Genomic DNA, 17,060 nt, shown 5'->3' on the forward strand with positions numbered 1-17,060 from the left:
GGCGATGGGGGCTTATCATATGGCTGAAGCGTACTGCCCCGCCTCTTGTGGTGAATTGCTCCAAGGATGGATCTTCGGCGGGGAAAAACTGATCTCTTGCCCAATAAATTGGTATAGCAGAGTCTCGGTTACCCTCGGAAAACCGGGACAAAATGAGCGGCCACGGATGCGTCAAATGCTGAGGCAAGTCTTAGCGCACTTTGGCGAGCCACCATTACTGGCGGAGAAAATCTGTATCGAGTTCGAATCGACCATTCCAGTAGCAAAAGGTCTGGCCAGTAGCACCGCAGATATTGCAGCAACAGCGACTGCCGCCGCTCGATTGCTCGGGAAATCACTGAATGACGAGGCATTGGCACGGCTGTGTGTCGCGCTCGAACCTACCGACAGCACCATATTTAAAGATCTCACCCTATTTGATCATCAGACGGCGCAAACCCGGCGGCCATTCTCATGGTTACCTGACATTGACATTGTGCTACTTGAAAGCTCGCAAACGTTGATAACCGCAGAATTCCATCAAAGAAATCGCCATTCATTTCTGTTGAAACAAGCCCCCAATTTGGCAAAGGCGATGCAGCAGTTTTGTCTGGCGAATGAGAGGCGCTGCTGTTATCGGCTTGGAGAGGCCACGACATTGAGTGCCATCGCCAGTGAGGCAACACTGCCTAAGCCCCAGTTTCATCAATTGCTAGATATCGTCGAGCACAGTGGTATTTATGGTTTGAATGTGGCCCACAGTGGTAGCGTTATTGGGCTGCTATTTAACCGCCATCAACATGATCTGGATCGTCTTCTTCATACTTTGCATCACAAGTCATTAATACAATATTACCCGCAGACACATTTAGTCAAAATGGTGACTGGCGGAGTACGTTAATAAATGATTTCTCATCGTTATAACTACAGATAATTAATGTTATCTAGCATGGTGGCAGACATATTTTAAGATATGTTAAGTCTCACAAAAAAATGAATTTTGACGGCGAAATTTTATGTCTCAATGTAAATTAGAAAATTTTGAACTGTGAATTCATGCAATTTCTTTTGAAATATGACAGCCATCACATTATTAGTGTGAAAAAATAATCATGCACAGATCACGGTTTTGCTTTAAATATCTATTCAATTCATACCATGTTTATATTTCCTTATTAACAAAAAATATACAACAAAACACATCATATTGATTTTTATAAAGATAAATTAAAACTGTATTTTTACTGACCATTTTTTTCAAGATGTTCTGATAATAAATCAATTGTATTTGACTTATCGGAGAAGCACATTACAAACCAATGAAACCCCAATAAATTACCATCAGATTTTATAAACCAAGGGAATAAAATCTGTCGTCACTAAATAAAATAATTTAATTTCTCGTGGACAGTTCAATGCTCAGCTTAGCTTTCCACCTACCAAGTAAATATATGGAACGTAATCTACATAGAGGGCAAAACATGCAAAACCCAACAATTGTTATTGGCGTCATTGGTGCTGATTGCCATGCTGTTGGTAATAAAGTGCTCGACCGGGTATTTACAATGCACAATTTCAACGTAATTAATCTCGGAGTAATGGTGAGCCAAGAGGAATATATTGATGCCGCCATTGAAACCGGCGCTCAGGCCATTGTCGTTTCCTCTATTTATGGGCACGGTGAGGTAGATTGCATCGGGATGCGTGAAAACTGTATTGAACGCGGAATAGGCGAAATTTTGCTTTATGTCGGCGGAAATCTGGTTATCGGTAAGCATAATTTTTCTGAAATCGAGGCGAAGTTCAAAGGAATGGGCTTCAACCGTGTTTTTTCACCTGATACAGATTTGGAATTAGTCTGTTCTCTGATGAAACGCGATATTAGCCATGTTCTGCAAGCAGAGGAAGCAGTTGAGGGCATGCAATGATCACCGTTTCTATCGATATCGGCTCCACCTGGACTAAAGGGGCAGTGTTCGAGGTAGGAGATGACTCTCATATTAAAGTGAGAAACTGCGCATTATCCCCAACTACACCACACCATTTAGCTGAAGGGTTCTTCTCAGTATTGAATAAGATCCTGAATGTTAGCGATGCACGGCCAATGTTGGCCTCAGGAGAAATCAATATTGATTACTCTTCTTCCGCTAAAGGAGGGCTTGCCGTCGCCGCCATTGGTTTGGTGCCAAATATTACACTTGAGTCAGCTAAAGTCACCGCGCATTCTGCCGGGGCTAAAGTGTCACAGCACTTTGCCTATAACCTGAATAAATCAGATGTGCGGGCTTTAGAAGCCTCACCGCCAGATATCCTGCTATTTACCGGCGGCACTGATGGTGGTGATTGCGGTCACGGCTTGTTAAACGCCAAATTGCTAGCTCAATCCAACCTTGAGTGCGCCATTATTTATGCTGGAAATCGTGACCTGCAAGATGATGTGCAGGAGATCCTCGGCGATAAAGATTTAACCATCGTCGATAACGTGCTGCCAAACCTTGATAGCCCCAGCCCTTATAGCGCGCGCAAAGCTATTTGTGACATCTTCCTGCATAAAATTGTTAAGGGAAAAGGTTTAGACGTCATTGTCGCGCAGACTGGTGAAGAACCCCTGCCAACCCCGTATTCGGTTTTTGAACTGGTACAGCAAATTCGTCAACACGTGCCCGACTGGGAAACCTTCATGTTGATCGATATGGGCGGCGCAACGACTGATGTCTATTCCTCTTATAACAATCACTTACAGCCTGACACGGTCATGCACGGTATCCCTGAACCACTGATTAAGCGCTCGGTTGAAGGTGATTTGGGGATGCGCATTTCGGCGATAAACGCCGGTGAAACCGGCACGATGATGATTGATCATTATTTTGCCCATCAACAAACCAAGATTGATGCTTTTCATCGCTATCTAAAACACATCACCGCACATCCCGGCTATTTACCCCAAAGTGATGAAGAAATTGTCTTCGACCAATTACTCGCCGGAATTTGTATCGGATATGCCTCTGAACGGCATGCGGGAACCAAAACCCAGGTCTGCACCTGTGCTGGCAACATTGATCTACAAATTGGGCGCGATTTAACACTGGTGAAGAAAGTCATTGGCACCGGAGGATGGCTCTCCAGAGCAGATTCATTCGATATTCATAACTGGCTGAAATATCGCAATTTAGATGATAAAAACAGGAATGTGCTGCTCCCCGACCAGTTTGAGTATTACAGAGATACCCACGGTTTGCTTCCCCTACTCGCTAATGTCGCCCGCCGCTTTCCTAAAGCGGCCGCCCAGACTGGCGTTCGAATTTTGCACAAATAAAAATTGGAGTCATGATGGAACTTCGAAACAAAAAGATTTCTTTAGACGATTTTATGTCCGAACGCTTTCAAGTGTTGAAAACTTGGCACACCGGCAAAGATGTTGAAAATTTTGAAGATGGGGTGAAATATCAGCAAACCATTCCTGAGTCGAAAAACTTTGCCAGAGCCTTGTTTGAAGCTGACCGCAAAGGCATCACGCTGAGTCAACCTCGTGCAGGGGTGGCGTTAATCGAAGAACACATTGAGCTACTGAAAACACTGCAAAAAGATTGTGACCTGTTGCCGACGACGATTGATGCTTATACCCGCCTCAATCGCTATGAAGAAGCGGCGGTTGGTATCCAAAAATCCATGGAAGCGGGCACCTCCAAACTCAACGGATTACCGGTAGTCAATCATGGTGTAAAAGCGTGTCGCCGCATCACCGAATCTTTATCTAAGCCACTCCAAATTCGTCATGGCACTCCAGATGCGCGCCTGCTGGCTGAAATCGCCATGGCCAGCGGGTTTACCAGCTACGAAGGTGGCGGCATCTCTTACAACATCCCTTATGCAAAACGCGTGACACTGGAGAAATCCATTCGTGACTGGCAGTACTGCGACCGTTTGATAGGGGTCTATGAAGAGCACGGTATTCGTATTAATCGCGAGCCATTTGGCCCATTGACCGGCACCCTAATCCCACCATTTGTTTCTCATGCAGTCGCCATCATTGAAGGTTTACTGGCACTGGAGCAAGGGGTGAAATCCATCACTGTTGGTTATGGTCAGGTGGGGAACATTGTGCAAGATATTGCTGCAATTCAATCCTTACGCGAGCTGGCAAATGAGTATTTCCGTGCCAATGGCTACGAAAATTACGAACTCAGCACCGTGTTCCATCAATGGATGGGGGGGTTCCCGGAAGATGAATCTCGCGCCTTTGCTGTTATCTCTTGGGGATCAGCGGTCGCCGGGATGGCCGGTGCCACCAAGGTAATTACCAAAAGTCCACATGAAGCCTACGGCATCCCTACCGCCGAGGCGAATGGTCAAGGGCTAAGAGCCTCAAACCAGATGTTAAACATGGTCCGCGACCAAAAATTCCCGCCTTGTGCAGAAGTCGATCGCGAAGTTGCACTGATTAAACGCGAAGTTCGCGCTGTCATGGATAAAGTGCTGGAACTGGGCCAAGGCGATATTGCGATAGGAACGGTGCGTGCCTTTGAAGCTGGCGTGCTTGATGTGCCTTTTGCGCCAGCCACCTGCAACTCCGGCAAAATGTTGCCAATCCGTGATAACCACGGCGCCATTCGTGTGTTCGACCCAGGTTCCGTCCCTCTGCCTAAAGATGTGCTGACACTTCACCATGATTTTGTCGCTGAACGGGCAAAAGAAGAGGGCCGAACGCCGTCATTCCAAATGATTATTGACGATATTAACGCCGTATCCCACAGCAAATTAATAGGAAGACCATAATGAAAATCAAACACGCGCTGTTCACCGCAGGTAATTCATCTTTCTACTTCGATGACCAGCAGGCAATCAAAAATGGCGCAAAATTGGATGGATTTATCTATCAAGGTAAACCTGTAACTGAGGGGTTTAGCGCTATTCGTCAGGCGGGTGAATGCGTCAACATCCAATTAATCTTAGAAAATGGTGCTGTTGCTGTGGGCGACTGTGCCGCCGTGCAATACTCCGGTGCCGGTGGTCGAGATCCTTTGTTTATCGCCGCAAATTTCGTGCCTTTTCTGGAAAAACATATCAAACCGCTGCTGGAAGGGCGCGATATCAGTGAGTTTCGCCTAAATGCCAGCTTCTTTGATGAAGTAACAATCAATGGCAAACCGCTGCATACGGCAATCCGTTATGGTCTTTCTCAAGCATTGCTGGATGCAACTGCGTTAGCGACAGGCCGCTTAAAAGCTGAAGTGGTGTGTGATGAGTGGCATCTGCCGCTGGTTGCCAAGCCGATCCCCCTATTTGGGCAAAGTGGTGACGACCGCTACATCGCGGTAGATAAAATGATTCTGAAAGGCGTGGATGTTCTGCCACATGGCCTTATCAATAATGTTGATGAAAAGCTGGGCCGCAATGGCGAAAAACTGCGTGAATATGTGAGTTGGTTAGCCAAGCGAATCAGTGAGTTGCGCGTCGATCCTAACTACAAACCAGATTTACATATTGACGTCTACGGCACTATTGGTCTGATTTTCGACATGGACCCAATATTGTGCGCAGAGTATATCGCCAGTTTGCAAGAACAGGCCGGTGACCTGAATTTATATATCGAAGGGCCGGTGGATGCAGGCAATAAACCAGACCAAATCCGCTTATTAACTGAAATCACTCGCCACCTGAAAAAGCTGGGTTCTCACGTCAAAATCGTGGCCGATGAATGGTGTAATACCTACCAAGACATCATTGATTTTACTGATGCGGGTAGCTGCCACATGGTGCAGATCAAAACCCCTGATCTGGGCAGTATTCATAACATCGTTGATGCTGTTTTGTACTGTAATAAAAAAGGTATGGAAGCATATCAAGGCGGGACTTGTAACGAAACTGATATCAGTGCCCGCACCTGCGTACATGTTGCTATCGCCTCCCGCCCAATGCGCATGCTGATCAAACCGGGTATGGGTTTTGATGAAGGGATGAACATTGTGTTTAACGAGATGACTCGTACCATCGCGCAACTGAATACAAAGGCTAACTGATATGTCTAAAACTTTTAAAATTCTGTCGCCAACAGCCATTCTGGGGTATGGATTTCCAGAAGAAAGCTTTATGAAGGCGATGGAGGAATCACCTGATTTAATCGCCGTGGACGCGGGTTCTTCCGATCCCGGCCCCCACTATTTGGGTTCAGGAAAGCCATTTACCGATCGGGCGGGGGTAAAACGGGATCTGCGTTACATGATAACCGCGGGTGTGAAGAATGGTATTCCCGTGGTTATTGGCACCGCTGGTGGTTCAGGGGCGGCACCACATCTGGAATGGTGTCGCCAGATAATCTTAGAGATTGCCAAAGAGGAATCTCTTAACTTTACCCTGGCGGTGATTCCCGCTGATGTGAGCAAAGAAGTGGTTCACGCGGCCCTTGATGCAGGTAAAATTCAGGCCCTGGATTTTGTTCCTGAGCTAACCCATGAAACCATTGACGCCACAACTTATATTGTTGCACAGATGGGTATTGAGCCCTTTCAGGAGGCGTTACAAGCAGGCGCACAAGTGGTGTTAGGCGGCCGCGCATATGACCCGGCATGCTTTGCCGCGTTACCTATCATGATGGGGTTCGACGAAGGTTTGGCATTACATTGCGGCAAGATTCTGGAATGCGCCGCCATTGCAGCAACGCCAGGCTCAGGTTCTGATTGTGCAATGGGTATTTTGGATGAAACTGGTTTTACACTGAAAACCTTCAACAAGAAGCGGCAGTTCACTGAAACCTCTGCTGCCGCACATACATTGTATGAAAAATCAGACCCTTACTTTTTACCCGGCCCCGGTGGAGCATTGAATCTGAGAGCATGCAGCTTTAAAGATGTGGGTAATGGTCAGGTTCGTGTCAGCGGCTCGGTGCATGAGCACACTCCCTACACGGTGAAACTGGAAGGGGCTCGCCCGGTGGGTTATCGCACACTGAGTATTGCCGGGACCCGCGACTCTATTATGATCGCCGACATCGATAACATTTTGCTCGAAGTGCGGAAAAGTGTGGAAAAAAACCTGAGTATCGAGCCGGACTCAGTAAAGCTCAATTTTCATCTCTATGGCAAAAATGGCGTAATGGGGAAAATGGAGCCGGAACCGGATACCACATCTTACGAATTGGGTATTTTGCTTGATGTCGTGGCACCTTCTCAAGCAACGGCCGACAGTATTTGCTCACTGGCCCGTTCTACCCTGCTTCATTATGGTTATGCTGGCCGCATTGCAACGGCAGGTAATTTAGCTTTCCCATTCTCTCCATCAGATATTAGGGCTGGTCTGGTTTATGAATTCTCCATTTATCACTTAATGGAATATACGCCAGAAGTTGCCTTTAAGTTCCGTCTGGAAAATGTAACAACTGAAGGAGTGATGGCATGAAAATATCAATTTTAGATTTAGCTCATGTCGTCAGGTCAAAAAATGCTGGGCCATATGAGTTAGTTCTGGATATTTTATTTAAGGACAAAAAAATATATTCATCCATTAAAGAATCCGGCCAATTTAAAAAGGAGTTAATAGCCAAACTTTATAAAATTGAACCTGATCTTGTTCATCGTATTGTTTGGTTTGACCCGGCAAACGCCGTCAAAATAGTGATGCCGCGTAGCCTCGTGTCTGGTGCAGTGGGCGACACGGATGTCTATGGTGCTCAACAACATGCGCCATTACTGACACTTGAGTTCAATATTTAGTTTTACATTATTTGTATTAGTAAACACATAAATATCCAAGTCATTCGGTGCATTGTGCTGCGCTATGTGCTTCGCCCTGCACCGCTTTCATCAATATAGCGATAAATACAACATCAGTAACATTATTAAATGACTTTAGAAAAACAATACCACCCTACTTATAAATGGAATCATTATGAAATCAAAAAATTTGACCACAATGATCATATTGGGTCTGATAATAGGTATTATTGTCGGGTTTTTAATAAATTCCTTTAGCAGCCCTGATTTTGCAAAGTCGTACGCATCTGAAATATCTATTTTTACCGACATATTCCTCCGTTTGATCAAAATGATCATTGCTCCGTTAATCATCTCAACATTAGTGGTTGGGATTGCAAAAATGGGTGATGCCAAAACATTAGGCCGCGTTTTCTCAAAAACGTTGTTCCTATTTATTTGCGCAGCATTCATTTCCATTCTGCTCGGTTTAGTGGTGGTTAACCTATTAAGACCGGGTGATGGCATTAATTTCGTAGCCGCCACAGCCAACGCCGTTGACGGTATTGAACCTGTTCCATTCTCCGCTAAAGTCTTTATCTCGCATGCTATTCCAACCAGCATTGTTGATGCAATGGCACGCAATGAAATCCTGCAAATTGTCGTATTCTCCATCTTCATGGGGATTAGCCTTTCCGCCATCGGCGAAAAAGCACAACCTATTGTTTCCGTATTAGATTCACTAGCACATCTAATGTTGAAACTCACAGGCTATGTCATGCTATTTGCTCCGTTAACTGTATTCGCTGCCATATCCGCAATGATTTCTGAACGGGGATTAGGTGTCTTGGTCAGTGCCGGTATCTTTATGGGCGAGTTCTATCTGACACTCGGCCTGTTGTGGCTTATTTTGATTGGCTGCTCAATTCTTTTGATTGGTCGTTGTACTCTTCGATTAATAAAAGGTATCAGCGAACCTGCATTGTTAGCATTTACCACCTCAAGTTCTGAAGCCGCCTTTCCCGGCACATTAGAAAAGCTGGAAGAGTTTGGGGTTTCTAACAAAATTGCCAGTTTTGTTCTGCCTATCGGCTATTCCTTCAACCTGGTTGGTTCAATGGCATATTGCTCATTTGCCGTCATATTTATTGCTCAGGCATGTAATATTCATCTGAGCATGGGCGAGCAAGTCACCATGTTGTTAATTCTGATGCTGACCTCTAAAGGCATGGCAGGTGTACCGCGCGCTTCATTGGTGGTCATCGCCGCTACCTTAAGCCAATTTAATATCCCGGAAGCTGGCTTAATCCTATTAATGGGCGTTGATCCCTTCCTCGATATGGGCCGTTCAGCCACGAATGTGATGAGTAATGCGATTGGCGCAGCACTCGTTGGCCGCTGGGAAGGTGAACATTACGGTGAAGGTTGCCGTGGTAGGGCGAAAATCTGTACCGAAACTGCGGTAGTTCAAGAAACCATTGCCGTGCAAGAGAGTTTCGCTCTTGAGGTACAAGCTAAATAACGCCATCGATGTATTTACATCACATCAGGGAAATAAAAACCCCAAGCTTATATAAGCTTGGGGTAGATGACTGACTCGCCGCACTCATTTTTATACTGTGGATAAAATACATATCTGAGTGACAACCGCTGTTACCCCTCCTTGGCCGCCAATGCCTGCGCACAGGCCCAGGCTGAGCTCCAGGCCCATTGGAAGTTATAGCCCCCTAACCAGCCAGTAACATCAACAACCTCGCCAATGAAGTACAACCCAGGCACCTTATGGGCCTCCATTGTCTTAGAGGAGAGTTCTTGAGTATCTACGCCGCCAATAGTGACTTCAGCAGTACGGTAACCTTCCGTTCCATTCGGTTGCACACGCCATTCTTGCAGATTTGCTATCAAGGCGGCCTGATGCGCAGTATTTAACTGCTTCAAGGTGACATCCGGCAGTTGTTCCAACGTCTGGAGACATTCCACTAGCCGCTTAGGTAACCGCTGCGCCAAGGTGTTTTTCAATGTCTGATTGGGATGCGCTTGCCGCTCGGTATTGAGGAATGCGGCTAAATCTGTGTCAGGAAGTAAGTTAATGCTCACATACTCGCCAGGCTGCCAGTAGCTTGAAAGCTGCAAAATAGCTGGACCAGAAAGACCGCGGTGAGTAAATAAAATACTCTCACGGAAACTGACACCATTCTCGGCCGTCACTACCGCCGGAACTGAAACACCGGAGAGTGTTTGCAGGTGCTCTAACAAAGGTTTATGCAGGGTGAAAGGGACCAATGCTGCGCGGGTCGGCAATACTTTTAGACCAAACTGTTCTGCCAGCTTATAACCAAATGGAGACGCACCAAGCCCCGGCATAGATAGGCCGCCAGAAGCTACAACCAGTGAGTGAGCGCTTACTTTTTCATCATTAATCTGCAATAAAAAACCAGTCTCACTTTTTTCAACCGACTGAACCTCGCTACGCAGCCGAATGGTCACTTGCCCCAATTCGCACTCTTTCAGCAAAAGCGCCACCACTTGTTGGGCGGAATCATCGCAAAACAATTGCCCTAATGTTTTCTCATGCCAGGCGATGTTGTAGCGATTCATTAGATCAATGAAATCCCATTGCGTATAACGCGCCAAAGCAGATTTACAGAAATGAGGGTTTTGAGAGAGATAGGCAGCGGGTTCGACAAACATATTGGTGAAATTACAGCGGCCACCACCAGACATCAGTATCTTACGCCCTGCTTTTTTACCATTATCAATCAAGAGTACCCGACGCCCTGCTTGCCCGGCCTGAGCTGCACAAAATAGGCCCGCAGCACCTGCGCCTATCACTACCACATCAAACTGTTCCACACTGGGCCTCACTGAGTAAAATCATCATCACTGCAAAATTGTCCACTTTCTCGCCGTCTCGCATATTATTTGTTCATTCAACTGACAAATTCGCGGCGGGTGATTGTAAGTCGCCCACAGTCAGGATGCTATAGTAAGAAAATGTCTCAGACGGTAAAACTAAGTAACCCGCTGATATAACATGCATATATTGCTCGAAAAGACGAATTCGTCTGCGGTCATGTCAAAAAAAGGTCATATTTTCCTTTTCCCCACCCCCCATTGTCACTGATAATGCGCCGCGTTCATGTCCACAAACTGGCGTAACGCTTATGCTGCATCTTTTCGCTGGCCTGGATTTCCATACCGGCCTAATGTTAGTTCTTGCTTTGTTGTTTGTGCTGTTTTATGAAGCCATCAATGGTTTTCATGACACAGCCAATGCGGTTGCGACCGTAATTTATACCCGCGCCATGCGTTCACAGGTGGCTGTCGTGATGGCAGGGGTGTTTAACTTCCTCGGCGTGATGCTGGGCGGATTGAGCGTGGCTTATGCCATCGTTCACTTATTGCCTACTGATCTGCTGTTGAATGTCAGTTCGGCACATGGGTTGGCGATGGTCTTCTCTATGCTGCTGGCTGCGATCATCTGGAATTTGGGCACGTGGTATTTCGGTATCCCAGCCTCCAGTTCGCATACGCTGATTGGTGCAATCATCGGTATTGGTTTAACCAATGCATTAATGACCAGTACATCTGTTGTCGATGCGCTGAACGTTCCTAAGATGATTCAAATCTTCCTGTCATTAATCTTATCCCCAATTGTGGGTCTGGTTATTGCCGGTTTGATGGTGTTCCTGCTACGTCGTTACTGGAACGGGACCAAAAAGCAGCAACGTATTCATCTGACACCCGCTGAACGTGAAAAGAAAGACGGTAAACGTAAACCGCCATTCTGGACCCGTACTGCACTGATTATATCGGCTATTGGCGTGAGTTTTTCTCATGGTGCTAACGATGGTCAGAAAGGGATTGGCTTGATCATGCTGGTATTAATCGGCGTGGCTCCGGCTGGGTTTGTCGTGAATATGAATGCAACAGGCTATGATATTGCCCGCACCCGCGATGCAGTGACTCATCTGCAACAATATTATCAGCAGCATGTTGAAGTCTTACCTCATGCTGTCGCGCTCAAGCCACTGGTGCCGACACCAGATACATTGCCGAATACACCAACCCAGTTCCACTGTGATAGCTCACGCGCCATGATAGCGATTGATCATGCTCAAACGCTGTTAGCAAATCTGCAAAGCTATGACGACCTGACGGTCGACCAACGTAGCCATATGCGTCGCTTGCTGATGTGTGTTGCAGAAACTGCTGGAACAGTTGCCAAACTGCCAGAAACCAGTGCTGAAGACCGCCGTTTCCTCAATAATCTGCGTACAGATTTGCTAGAAACTGTGGAATATGCACCAACCTGGATTATCGTTGCCGTCGCTCTAGCCCTGTCTTTGGGTACTATGATTGGCTGGAAACGAGTAGCAGTGACTATCGGTGAGAAAATCGGTAAGAAAGGCATGACCTATGCACAAGGGGTTTCTGCCCAAATGACGGCCGCAGTGTCTATTGGTATCGCCAGTTATACCGGTATGCCAGTATCGACAACTCAAGTGCTCTCTTCAGCTGTTGCCGGCACCATGTTGGTCGATGGCGGTGGTGTGCAGAGTAAGACGGTGAAGAACATTATGTTGGCGTGGGTCTTAACCTTGCCAATCTCAATTCTTCTTTCCGGCGGGTTGTACTGGATCGCGTTGAAATTTATCTAAATCCAGCGAATGTATTACTGTCACAGGGCGCGTTGAGTGTAACTGTGATGATATAGAACGGTGATAGCACCGGGCTATGCCCTAAATAAAAGGCGACCTTATTGGGTCGCCTTTTTACATGTTTTTATGCCAGAAGTTCATACTAATACCACAACATTAATCCCACCAAACTGACCACGACCAAGCCACATAATGCGCTGGTCAGAATAAATTGCCCACGTAGCCTCTCACAACGGCGAATAAACTCTGGATCATGATGATCAAGATAACGTTGAGCAAAGATATAACCGACTAATCTAATCTGCTTGCTCGGCTGACCGTGGGAGGTAAAAAATCCACCGCCATCAACATACTGATACAGCAACGGGTCGCAACCACGTAATACCACCAATAAAGCACGCAGTGATGAATAATAACGTGCCATATTAATCACACATACCACACACAGAGCCCAAAAAAGCGCGACGGTACTGATCATAATCATCCTCCCAGCGATATCACACGCATGAGGTCAGTTTCCTCTGAACCCTTGCGCCATCGCTCACTCTAGCCGATATAAACACCCCCAGGGCCTCAAAAGCCACCCCCTATCGTTCGCTTTCTGATTGTGGCTCGACGCGTTTTTCACTCGACACACACTCCGAACGTGTAGGACTCCCTTTATGAGTGTAGGAAATGAAATGAAAAATAGCCTGATAATCTCTAAATTAAGCCAAATTCGGCGTTTGTTAACTATCGATTTGTATTAACTGATAACGAACTTTACTCACAAGAAAATACTTTTCTCCCTTACTCATAGTGGCTAAATATTAATCTTTCTTAACTGAATGATATAAATCAGACGATCATTTTTTTGGGATTATATTTGCATCACAAATATGGAATTACGCCCTTCATGATGCTTGAATAGCGCTATACTTAGGATAATGATCTGCTTTAAATTCAATCAATGCGGCACGACATTAGGGCGATGCGCGGTAGAATTTGGTCAGTTTTTAGTGTAAAAGACAGACGCTGATTTTAGTGATCATCATCAAAACAGTGTGTTGTGATCCGTGAAACACTTCAGTTAGGGGTCATAATGGTACTATGTAGATATCGCGTCAGCACCCGTTCAACAGATTGAATGTTTGCTTACCCATTAATTAACATTATGGAAGGAGTTTACTTATGGCTTACAAACACATTCTAATTGCGGTTGACCTATCCCCGGAAAGTAAGGTGTTAGTGGAAAAAGCGGTCTCCATGGCCCGGCCGTACAATGCCAAAGTTTCCTTGATCCATGTTGATGTTAACTATTCCGATCTCTATACCGGACTGATCGACGTGAATCTGGGCGATATGCAAAAACGTATTTCTGAAGAAACACACAATGCTTTGACCGAACTTTCACAAAATGCTGGCTACCCCATTGAACAAACCCTGAGTGGCAGTGGTGATTTGGGTCAGGTATTGGTCGATGCCATTAAGAAATACGATATGGACTTGGTATTATGCGGCCATCATCAGGATTTCTGGAGCAAGCTGATGTCTTCAGCACGCCAGCTTATCAATACCGTTCATGTCGATATGCTCATCGTGCCACTGCGCGATGATGAAAATGGTGAAGACGATTAAGCTGCTTAAGTCACATTAGCACAGCATCATCACCTCTGACGTCCGCCCTTAGCGGGCGTTTTTTTATGCTAAATCCCGCACCCGCCCTATATTTCCACACATTAATAACCCTGCTAAGTTTTTGTTAAAATCCCTTGCGGCATGAATATAAACCAGTGATATAGTCGGTGATGCACAACATCGTCTCCTCACTATTTTGGATAATAATAATAGGCCGCAAAAAATCTGTTAGGAGAGTCTTAATTGGTACAAGGAATTATTAGTGATGAATGGTTTAAACTCTCTGGAGTCATTTTTAGAATCTTTACAACAACGTGATGCCAACCAACCAGAATATCTCCAAGCGGTACGTGAAGTTTTCACGTCACTTTGGCCCTTTCTGGAGCAAAACCCACATTACCGTGAACAAAGCCTACTGGAACGTTTAGTCGAACCAGAGCGCGTCATCCAATTCCGCGTTGCCTGGACGGATGACCAAGGTAAGGTTCAAGTCAATCGCGCATGGCGCGTTCAGTTTAACTCAGCAATTGGCCCTTATAAGGGCGGCATGCGCTTTCATCCATCAGTCAACTTATCCATTCTTAAGTTCCTGGGTTTTGAACAGACCTTTAAAAATGCCCTGACAACACTGCCAATGGGCGGCGGTAAAGGCGGTTCTGATTTTAATCCAAAAGGGAAAAGTCAGGCGGAAGTTATGCGTTTTTGCCAGGCACTGATGACTGAGCTTTACCGCCATCTTGGCCCGGATACTGATGTTCCTGCGGGTGATATTGGTGTTGGCGGCCGTGAAGTAGCCTTTATGTCCGGCATGATGAAAAAATTGTCCAATAACACCGCCTGTGTTTTCACCGGTAAAGGGCTTTCCTTTGGCGGCAGTCTGATTCGTCCAGAAGCCACCGGTTACGGTTTAGTGTATTTCACTGATGCTATGCTAAAACGCCACGGCTTAGGTTTTGAAGGAAGAAAAGTCTCAGTTTCCGGTGCCGGTAACGTAGCTCAGTACACTATCGAAAAAGCCATGGAGTTGGGTGCCAGAGTCATTACGGCCTCAGACTCAGGCGGCACGGTGGTTGATGAAGCCGGTTTCACGCCGGAAAAACTGGCCCACCTGGCAGAGATTAAAAACAAGCGTTATGGCCGCATCGAAGATTATGCTCGCGAACGCAATCTGGTTTATCTGGCCGACCAGCAACCGTGGAATGTACCGGTTGATATCGCCCTGCCTTGTGCAACACAGAATGAGTTGGATTTACCTGCCGCTCGTCAGCTGATTGCCAATGGGGTTAAAGCTGTTGCCGAAGGCGCTAATATGCCGACGACCATTCAGGCAACTGATGCATTCTTGGATGCCGGCGTCCTGTTTGCACCGGGTAAAGCGGCCAATGCCGGTGGCGTAGCGACCTCAGGTCTGGAAATGGCACAAAATGCTGCGCGCCTGAGCTGGAAGTCAGAGAAAGTTGATGTTCGTTTGCACCACATTATGCTGGATATTCACCAATCCTGTGTTGAATATGGTGGCGAAGGTAAGCAAACCCACTATGTCCATGGCGCTAATATTGCCGCCTTTGTCAAAGTGGCAGATGCAATGCTGGCCCAAGGTGTGTTGTAAATAATAAGACTCCCATATTCCTTGAGATAAATTCTATAAGGATATGGGATGTTTTTATCTGATTGATTCAATAATAATATAAGACTCAAAAGTTTTCATTATTTTAAGAATACACTTATTTAAATCTATAAATACATCAGTAGTATCTCCCCCTCACATCAATAGAACCAAAAGTATATTTTAAAAAATGATTAAGGGATTAAATCACTATGAAAAATACCAAAGGGATTAATAACATAGATAACGGTAATAATTCAGGCGTCACTGATATAACAAAAATAATCACTAAAGAAAAGTGGAAGAGTATAAATAACATAGCCACTTTGACATATTCTTTTAATCGAAGCATCCCGGAAGAATATCATTATTATAAATCAGATGATCACTCAAAGGTATTTTCTCTTAATAACTTTCAAGCTCGTCAGGCAAAACGCGCAATGCAAAGTATCTCTGATGTAGCCAATATCGAATTTATTGAGGCACAAGCAGAAGATGTTGCTAACGTCCCTATTATAAATGTATTCCTCAATCAGCCTATCGGCGGTTACGCCTATTATCCTAATGCAAGCAACTTCAGCCCGATCTGTATTAATTCCAGGCTAGACATCAATTTAACACCTTCCGCATCCAACTTTGGCGGCCACATTTTAACTCATGAGCTGCTCCATACTTTAGGTCTAAAACATACTCATAATCCCGTCGGCTTAACGAAACAGGAAAGCACTATGAGCTACTTATCAGAACACAGTTCTGGTGCAGATTTTGATGGTCACTATGCCACATCACCGCAACTATATGATATTGCTGCACTTCAACATCACTATGGCGTCAATCTGAACACGCGAACCGGGGATACCACTTATGGTTTCAATTCCAATACCTACCGCGCGTATCTGACGGCGACCCGATTCAATGACACTTTAATCTTCTGCGCATGGGATGCGGGTGGCACTGATACATTTGATTTCTCCGGTTATGCGCAGGATCAAATCATCAATCTGAATGCTGGCCATTTCTCTCATGTCGGGGGGCTAAAAGGCAATGTTTCTATTGCTTTTGGGGTCACAATTGAAAACGCCATCGGGGGAAGTGGTGATGATAAAATCATCGGTAATAATGCGGATAACATTCTGGTAGGCGGCTTGGGTGCCGATCAAATATGGGGAGAGAATGGCAGTAATATATTTCGCTATCATAAGACGACAGACTCCGAAACCACCTCTGCTGATACTCTACATGACTTTAATTCTGATAAGGATAAACTTGATTTATCGCCTATTATATATGGCAAAAATGATATTTATCTGGTCGACAGGTTCAGTTTTAGTGGTCAAACAGAAATAATAGAAAAATACGATAAAATAAAAAATATGACTTATTTGATGATTGACTTTGATAATAATATTTATGAGACAGATATGATGATAAAAATTGCCGGTAAGCAACAACTCACATTAAATAATTTCATTACCAGCCCGCAACAAATAGCATAGTGTCATATCGTTA

14 protein-coding genes are annotated in these 17,060 nt (G+C 45.4%); 12 read left to right on the forward strand and 2 right to left on the reverse strand.

Annotated features, from left to right (window positions below):
* The first annotated feature begins 19 nt into the window (after positions 1 to 19).
* The 8 genes from F0T03_RS20655 to F0T03_RS20690 all read left to right on the forward strand — a co-directional run bounded on the left by F0T03_RS20655 (position 20) and on the right by F0T03_RS20690 (position 9,189).
* Positions 20 to 880 (forward strand): GHMP family kinase ATP-binding protein, encoded by an 861-nt coding sequence (locus F0T03_RS20655; protein WP_159680427.1) that lies wholly within the window; start codon positions 20 to 22, stop codon positions 878 to 880.
* Positions 881 to 1,460: 580 nt separating this feature from the next.
* Positions 1,461 to 1,907, forward strand: coding sequence for a methylaspartate mutase subunit S (gene glmS, locus F0T03_RS20660; protein WP_159681032.1), 447 nt, complete (start codon positions 1,461 to 1,463; stop codon positions 1,905 to 1,907).
* Positions 1,904 to 3,295: a methylaspartate mutase accessory protein GlmL gene (gene glmL / locus F0T03_RS20665; RefSeq protein WP_145556150.1), complete on the forward strand. Its 1,392-nt coding sequence runs from the start codon at positions 1,904 to 1,906 to the stop codon at positions 3,293 to 3,295. Before glmS ends, glmL begins: the two co-directional genes overlap by 4 nt.
* 14 nt (positions 3,296 to 3,309) lie before the next feature.
* Positions 3,310 to 4,755: a methylaspartate mutase subunit E gene (locus tag F0T03_RS20670; RefSeq protein WP_159681034.1), complete on the forward strand. Its 1,446-nt coding sequence runs from the start codon at positions 3,310 to 3,312 to the stop codon at positions 4,753 to 4,755.
* A complete protein-coding gene (locus tag F0T03_RS20675) occupies positions 4,755 to 5,999 on the forward strand; it encodes a methylaspartate ammonia-lyase (RefSeq protein ID WP_159680429.1) in 1,245 nt (414 codons plus the stop codon). The genes F0T03_RS20670 and F0T03_RS20675 overlap by 1 nt, the downstream gene beginning before the upstream one ends.
* A gap of 1 nt (position 6,000) precedes the next feature.
* Positions 6,001 to 7,374 carry an acyclic terpene utilization AtuA family protein gene (locus F0T03_RS20680; RefSeq protein WP_145556152.1) on the forward strand — a complete coding sequence of 458 codons (1,374 nt, stop codon included), beginning with the start codon at positions 6,001 to 6,003 and terminating at the stop codon, positions 7,372 to 7,374.
* Positions 7,371 to 7,688 (forward strand): DUF4387 domain-containing protein, encoded by a 318-nt coding sequence (locus tag F0T03_RS20685; protein ID WP_145556153.1) that lies wholly within the window; start codon positions 7,371 to 7,373, stop codon positions 7,686 to 7,688. Before F0T03_RS20680 ends, F0T03_RS20685 begins: the two co-directional genes overlap by 4 nt.
* A 175-nt stretch (positions 7,689 to 7,863) precedes the next feature.
* On the forward strand, positions 7,864 to 9,189 hold the full coding sequence (locus F0T03_RS20690; protein ID WP_159680431.1) for a dicarboxylate/amino acid:cation symporter: 1,326 nt from the start codon (positions 7,864 to 7,866) through the stop codon (positions 9,187 to 9,189).
* A 131-nt stretch (positions 9,190 to 9,320) separates the two neighbouring features.
* Here the strand turns inward: F0T03_RS20690 and F0T03_RS20695 are convergent, their stop codons facing one another.
* Positions 9,321 to 10,520 (reverse strand): BaiN/RdsA family NAD(P)/FAD-dependent oxidoreductase, encoded by a 1,200-nt coding sequence (locus F0T03_RS20695; RefSeq protein WP_159680433.1) that lies wholly within the window; start codon positions 10,518 to 10,520, stop codon positions 9,321 to 9,323.
* Between the two features lie 311 nt (positions 10,521 to 10,831).
* On the opposite strand from F0T03_RS20695, the gene pitA reads away from it, so the two are divergent.
* Complete coding sequence (pitA, locus tag F0T03_RS20700) at positions 10,832 to 12,328, forward strand: inorganic phosphate transporter PitA (RefSeq protein WP_145556156.1); 1,497 nt, start codon at positions 10,832 to 10,834, stop codon at positions 12,326 to 12,328.
* A gap of 142 nt (positions 12,329 to 12,470) precedes the next feature.
* Here pitA and uspB read toward each other — a convergent pair whose 3' ends face one another.
* Positions 12,471 to 12,806 (reverse strand): universal stress protein UspB, encoded by a 336-nt coding sequence (gene uspB / locus F0T03_RS20705; RefSeq protein ID WP_005187112.1) that lies wholly within the window; start codon positions 12,804 to 12,806, stop codon positions 12,471 to 12,473.
* 692 nt (positions 12,807 to 13,498) lie between these two features.
* Here uspB and uspA point away from each other — a divergent pair.
* The 3 genes from uspA to F0T03_RS20720 all read left to right on the forward strand — a co-directional run bounded on the left by uspA (position 13,499) and on the right by F0T03_RS20720 (position 17,047).
* A complete protein-coding gene (gene uspA, locus F0T03_RS20710; protein ID WP_005157389.1) occupies positions 13,499 to 13,945 on the forward strand; it encodes a universal stress protein UspA in 447 nt (148 codons plus the stop codon).
* Positions 13,946 to 14,210: 265 nt separating this feature from the next.
* Positions 14,211 to 15,554: an NADP-specific glutamate dehydrogenase gene (gdhA, locus tag F0T03_RS20715; protein WP_159680435.1), complete on the forward strand. Its 1,344-nt coding sequence runs from the start codon at positions 14,211 to 14,213 to the stop codon at positions 15,552 to 15,554.
* A 209-nt stretch (positions 15,555 to 15,763) separates the two neighbouring features.
* A complete protein-coding gene (locus F0T03_RS20720) occupies positions 15,764 to 17,047 on the forward strand; it encodes a M10 family metallopeptidase C-terminal domain-containing protein (RefSeq protein ID WP_159680437.1) in 1,284 nt (427 codons plus the stop codon).
* The last annotated feature ends 13 nt before the right edge of the window (positions 17,048 to 17,060 follow it).

Source organism: Yersinia canariae (genome assembly GCF_009831415.1).
GTDB classification, from domain to species: Bacteria; Pseudomonadota; Gammaproteobacteria; order Enterobacterales; family Enterobacteriaceae; genus Yersinia; species Yersinia canariae.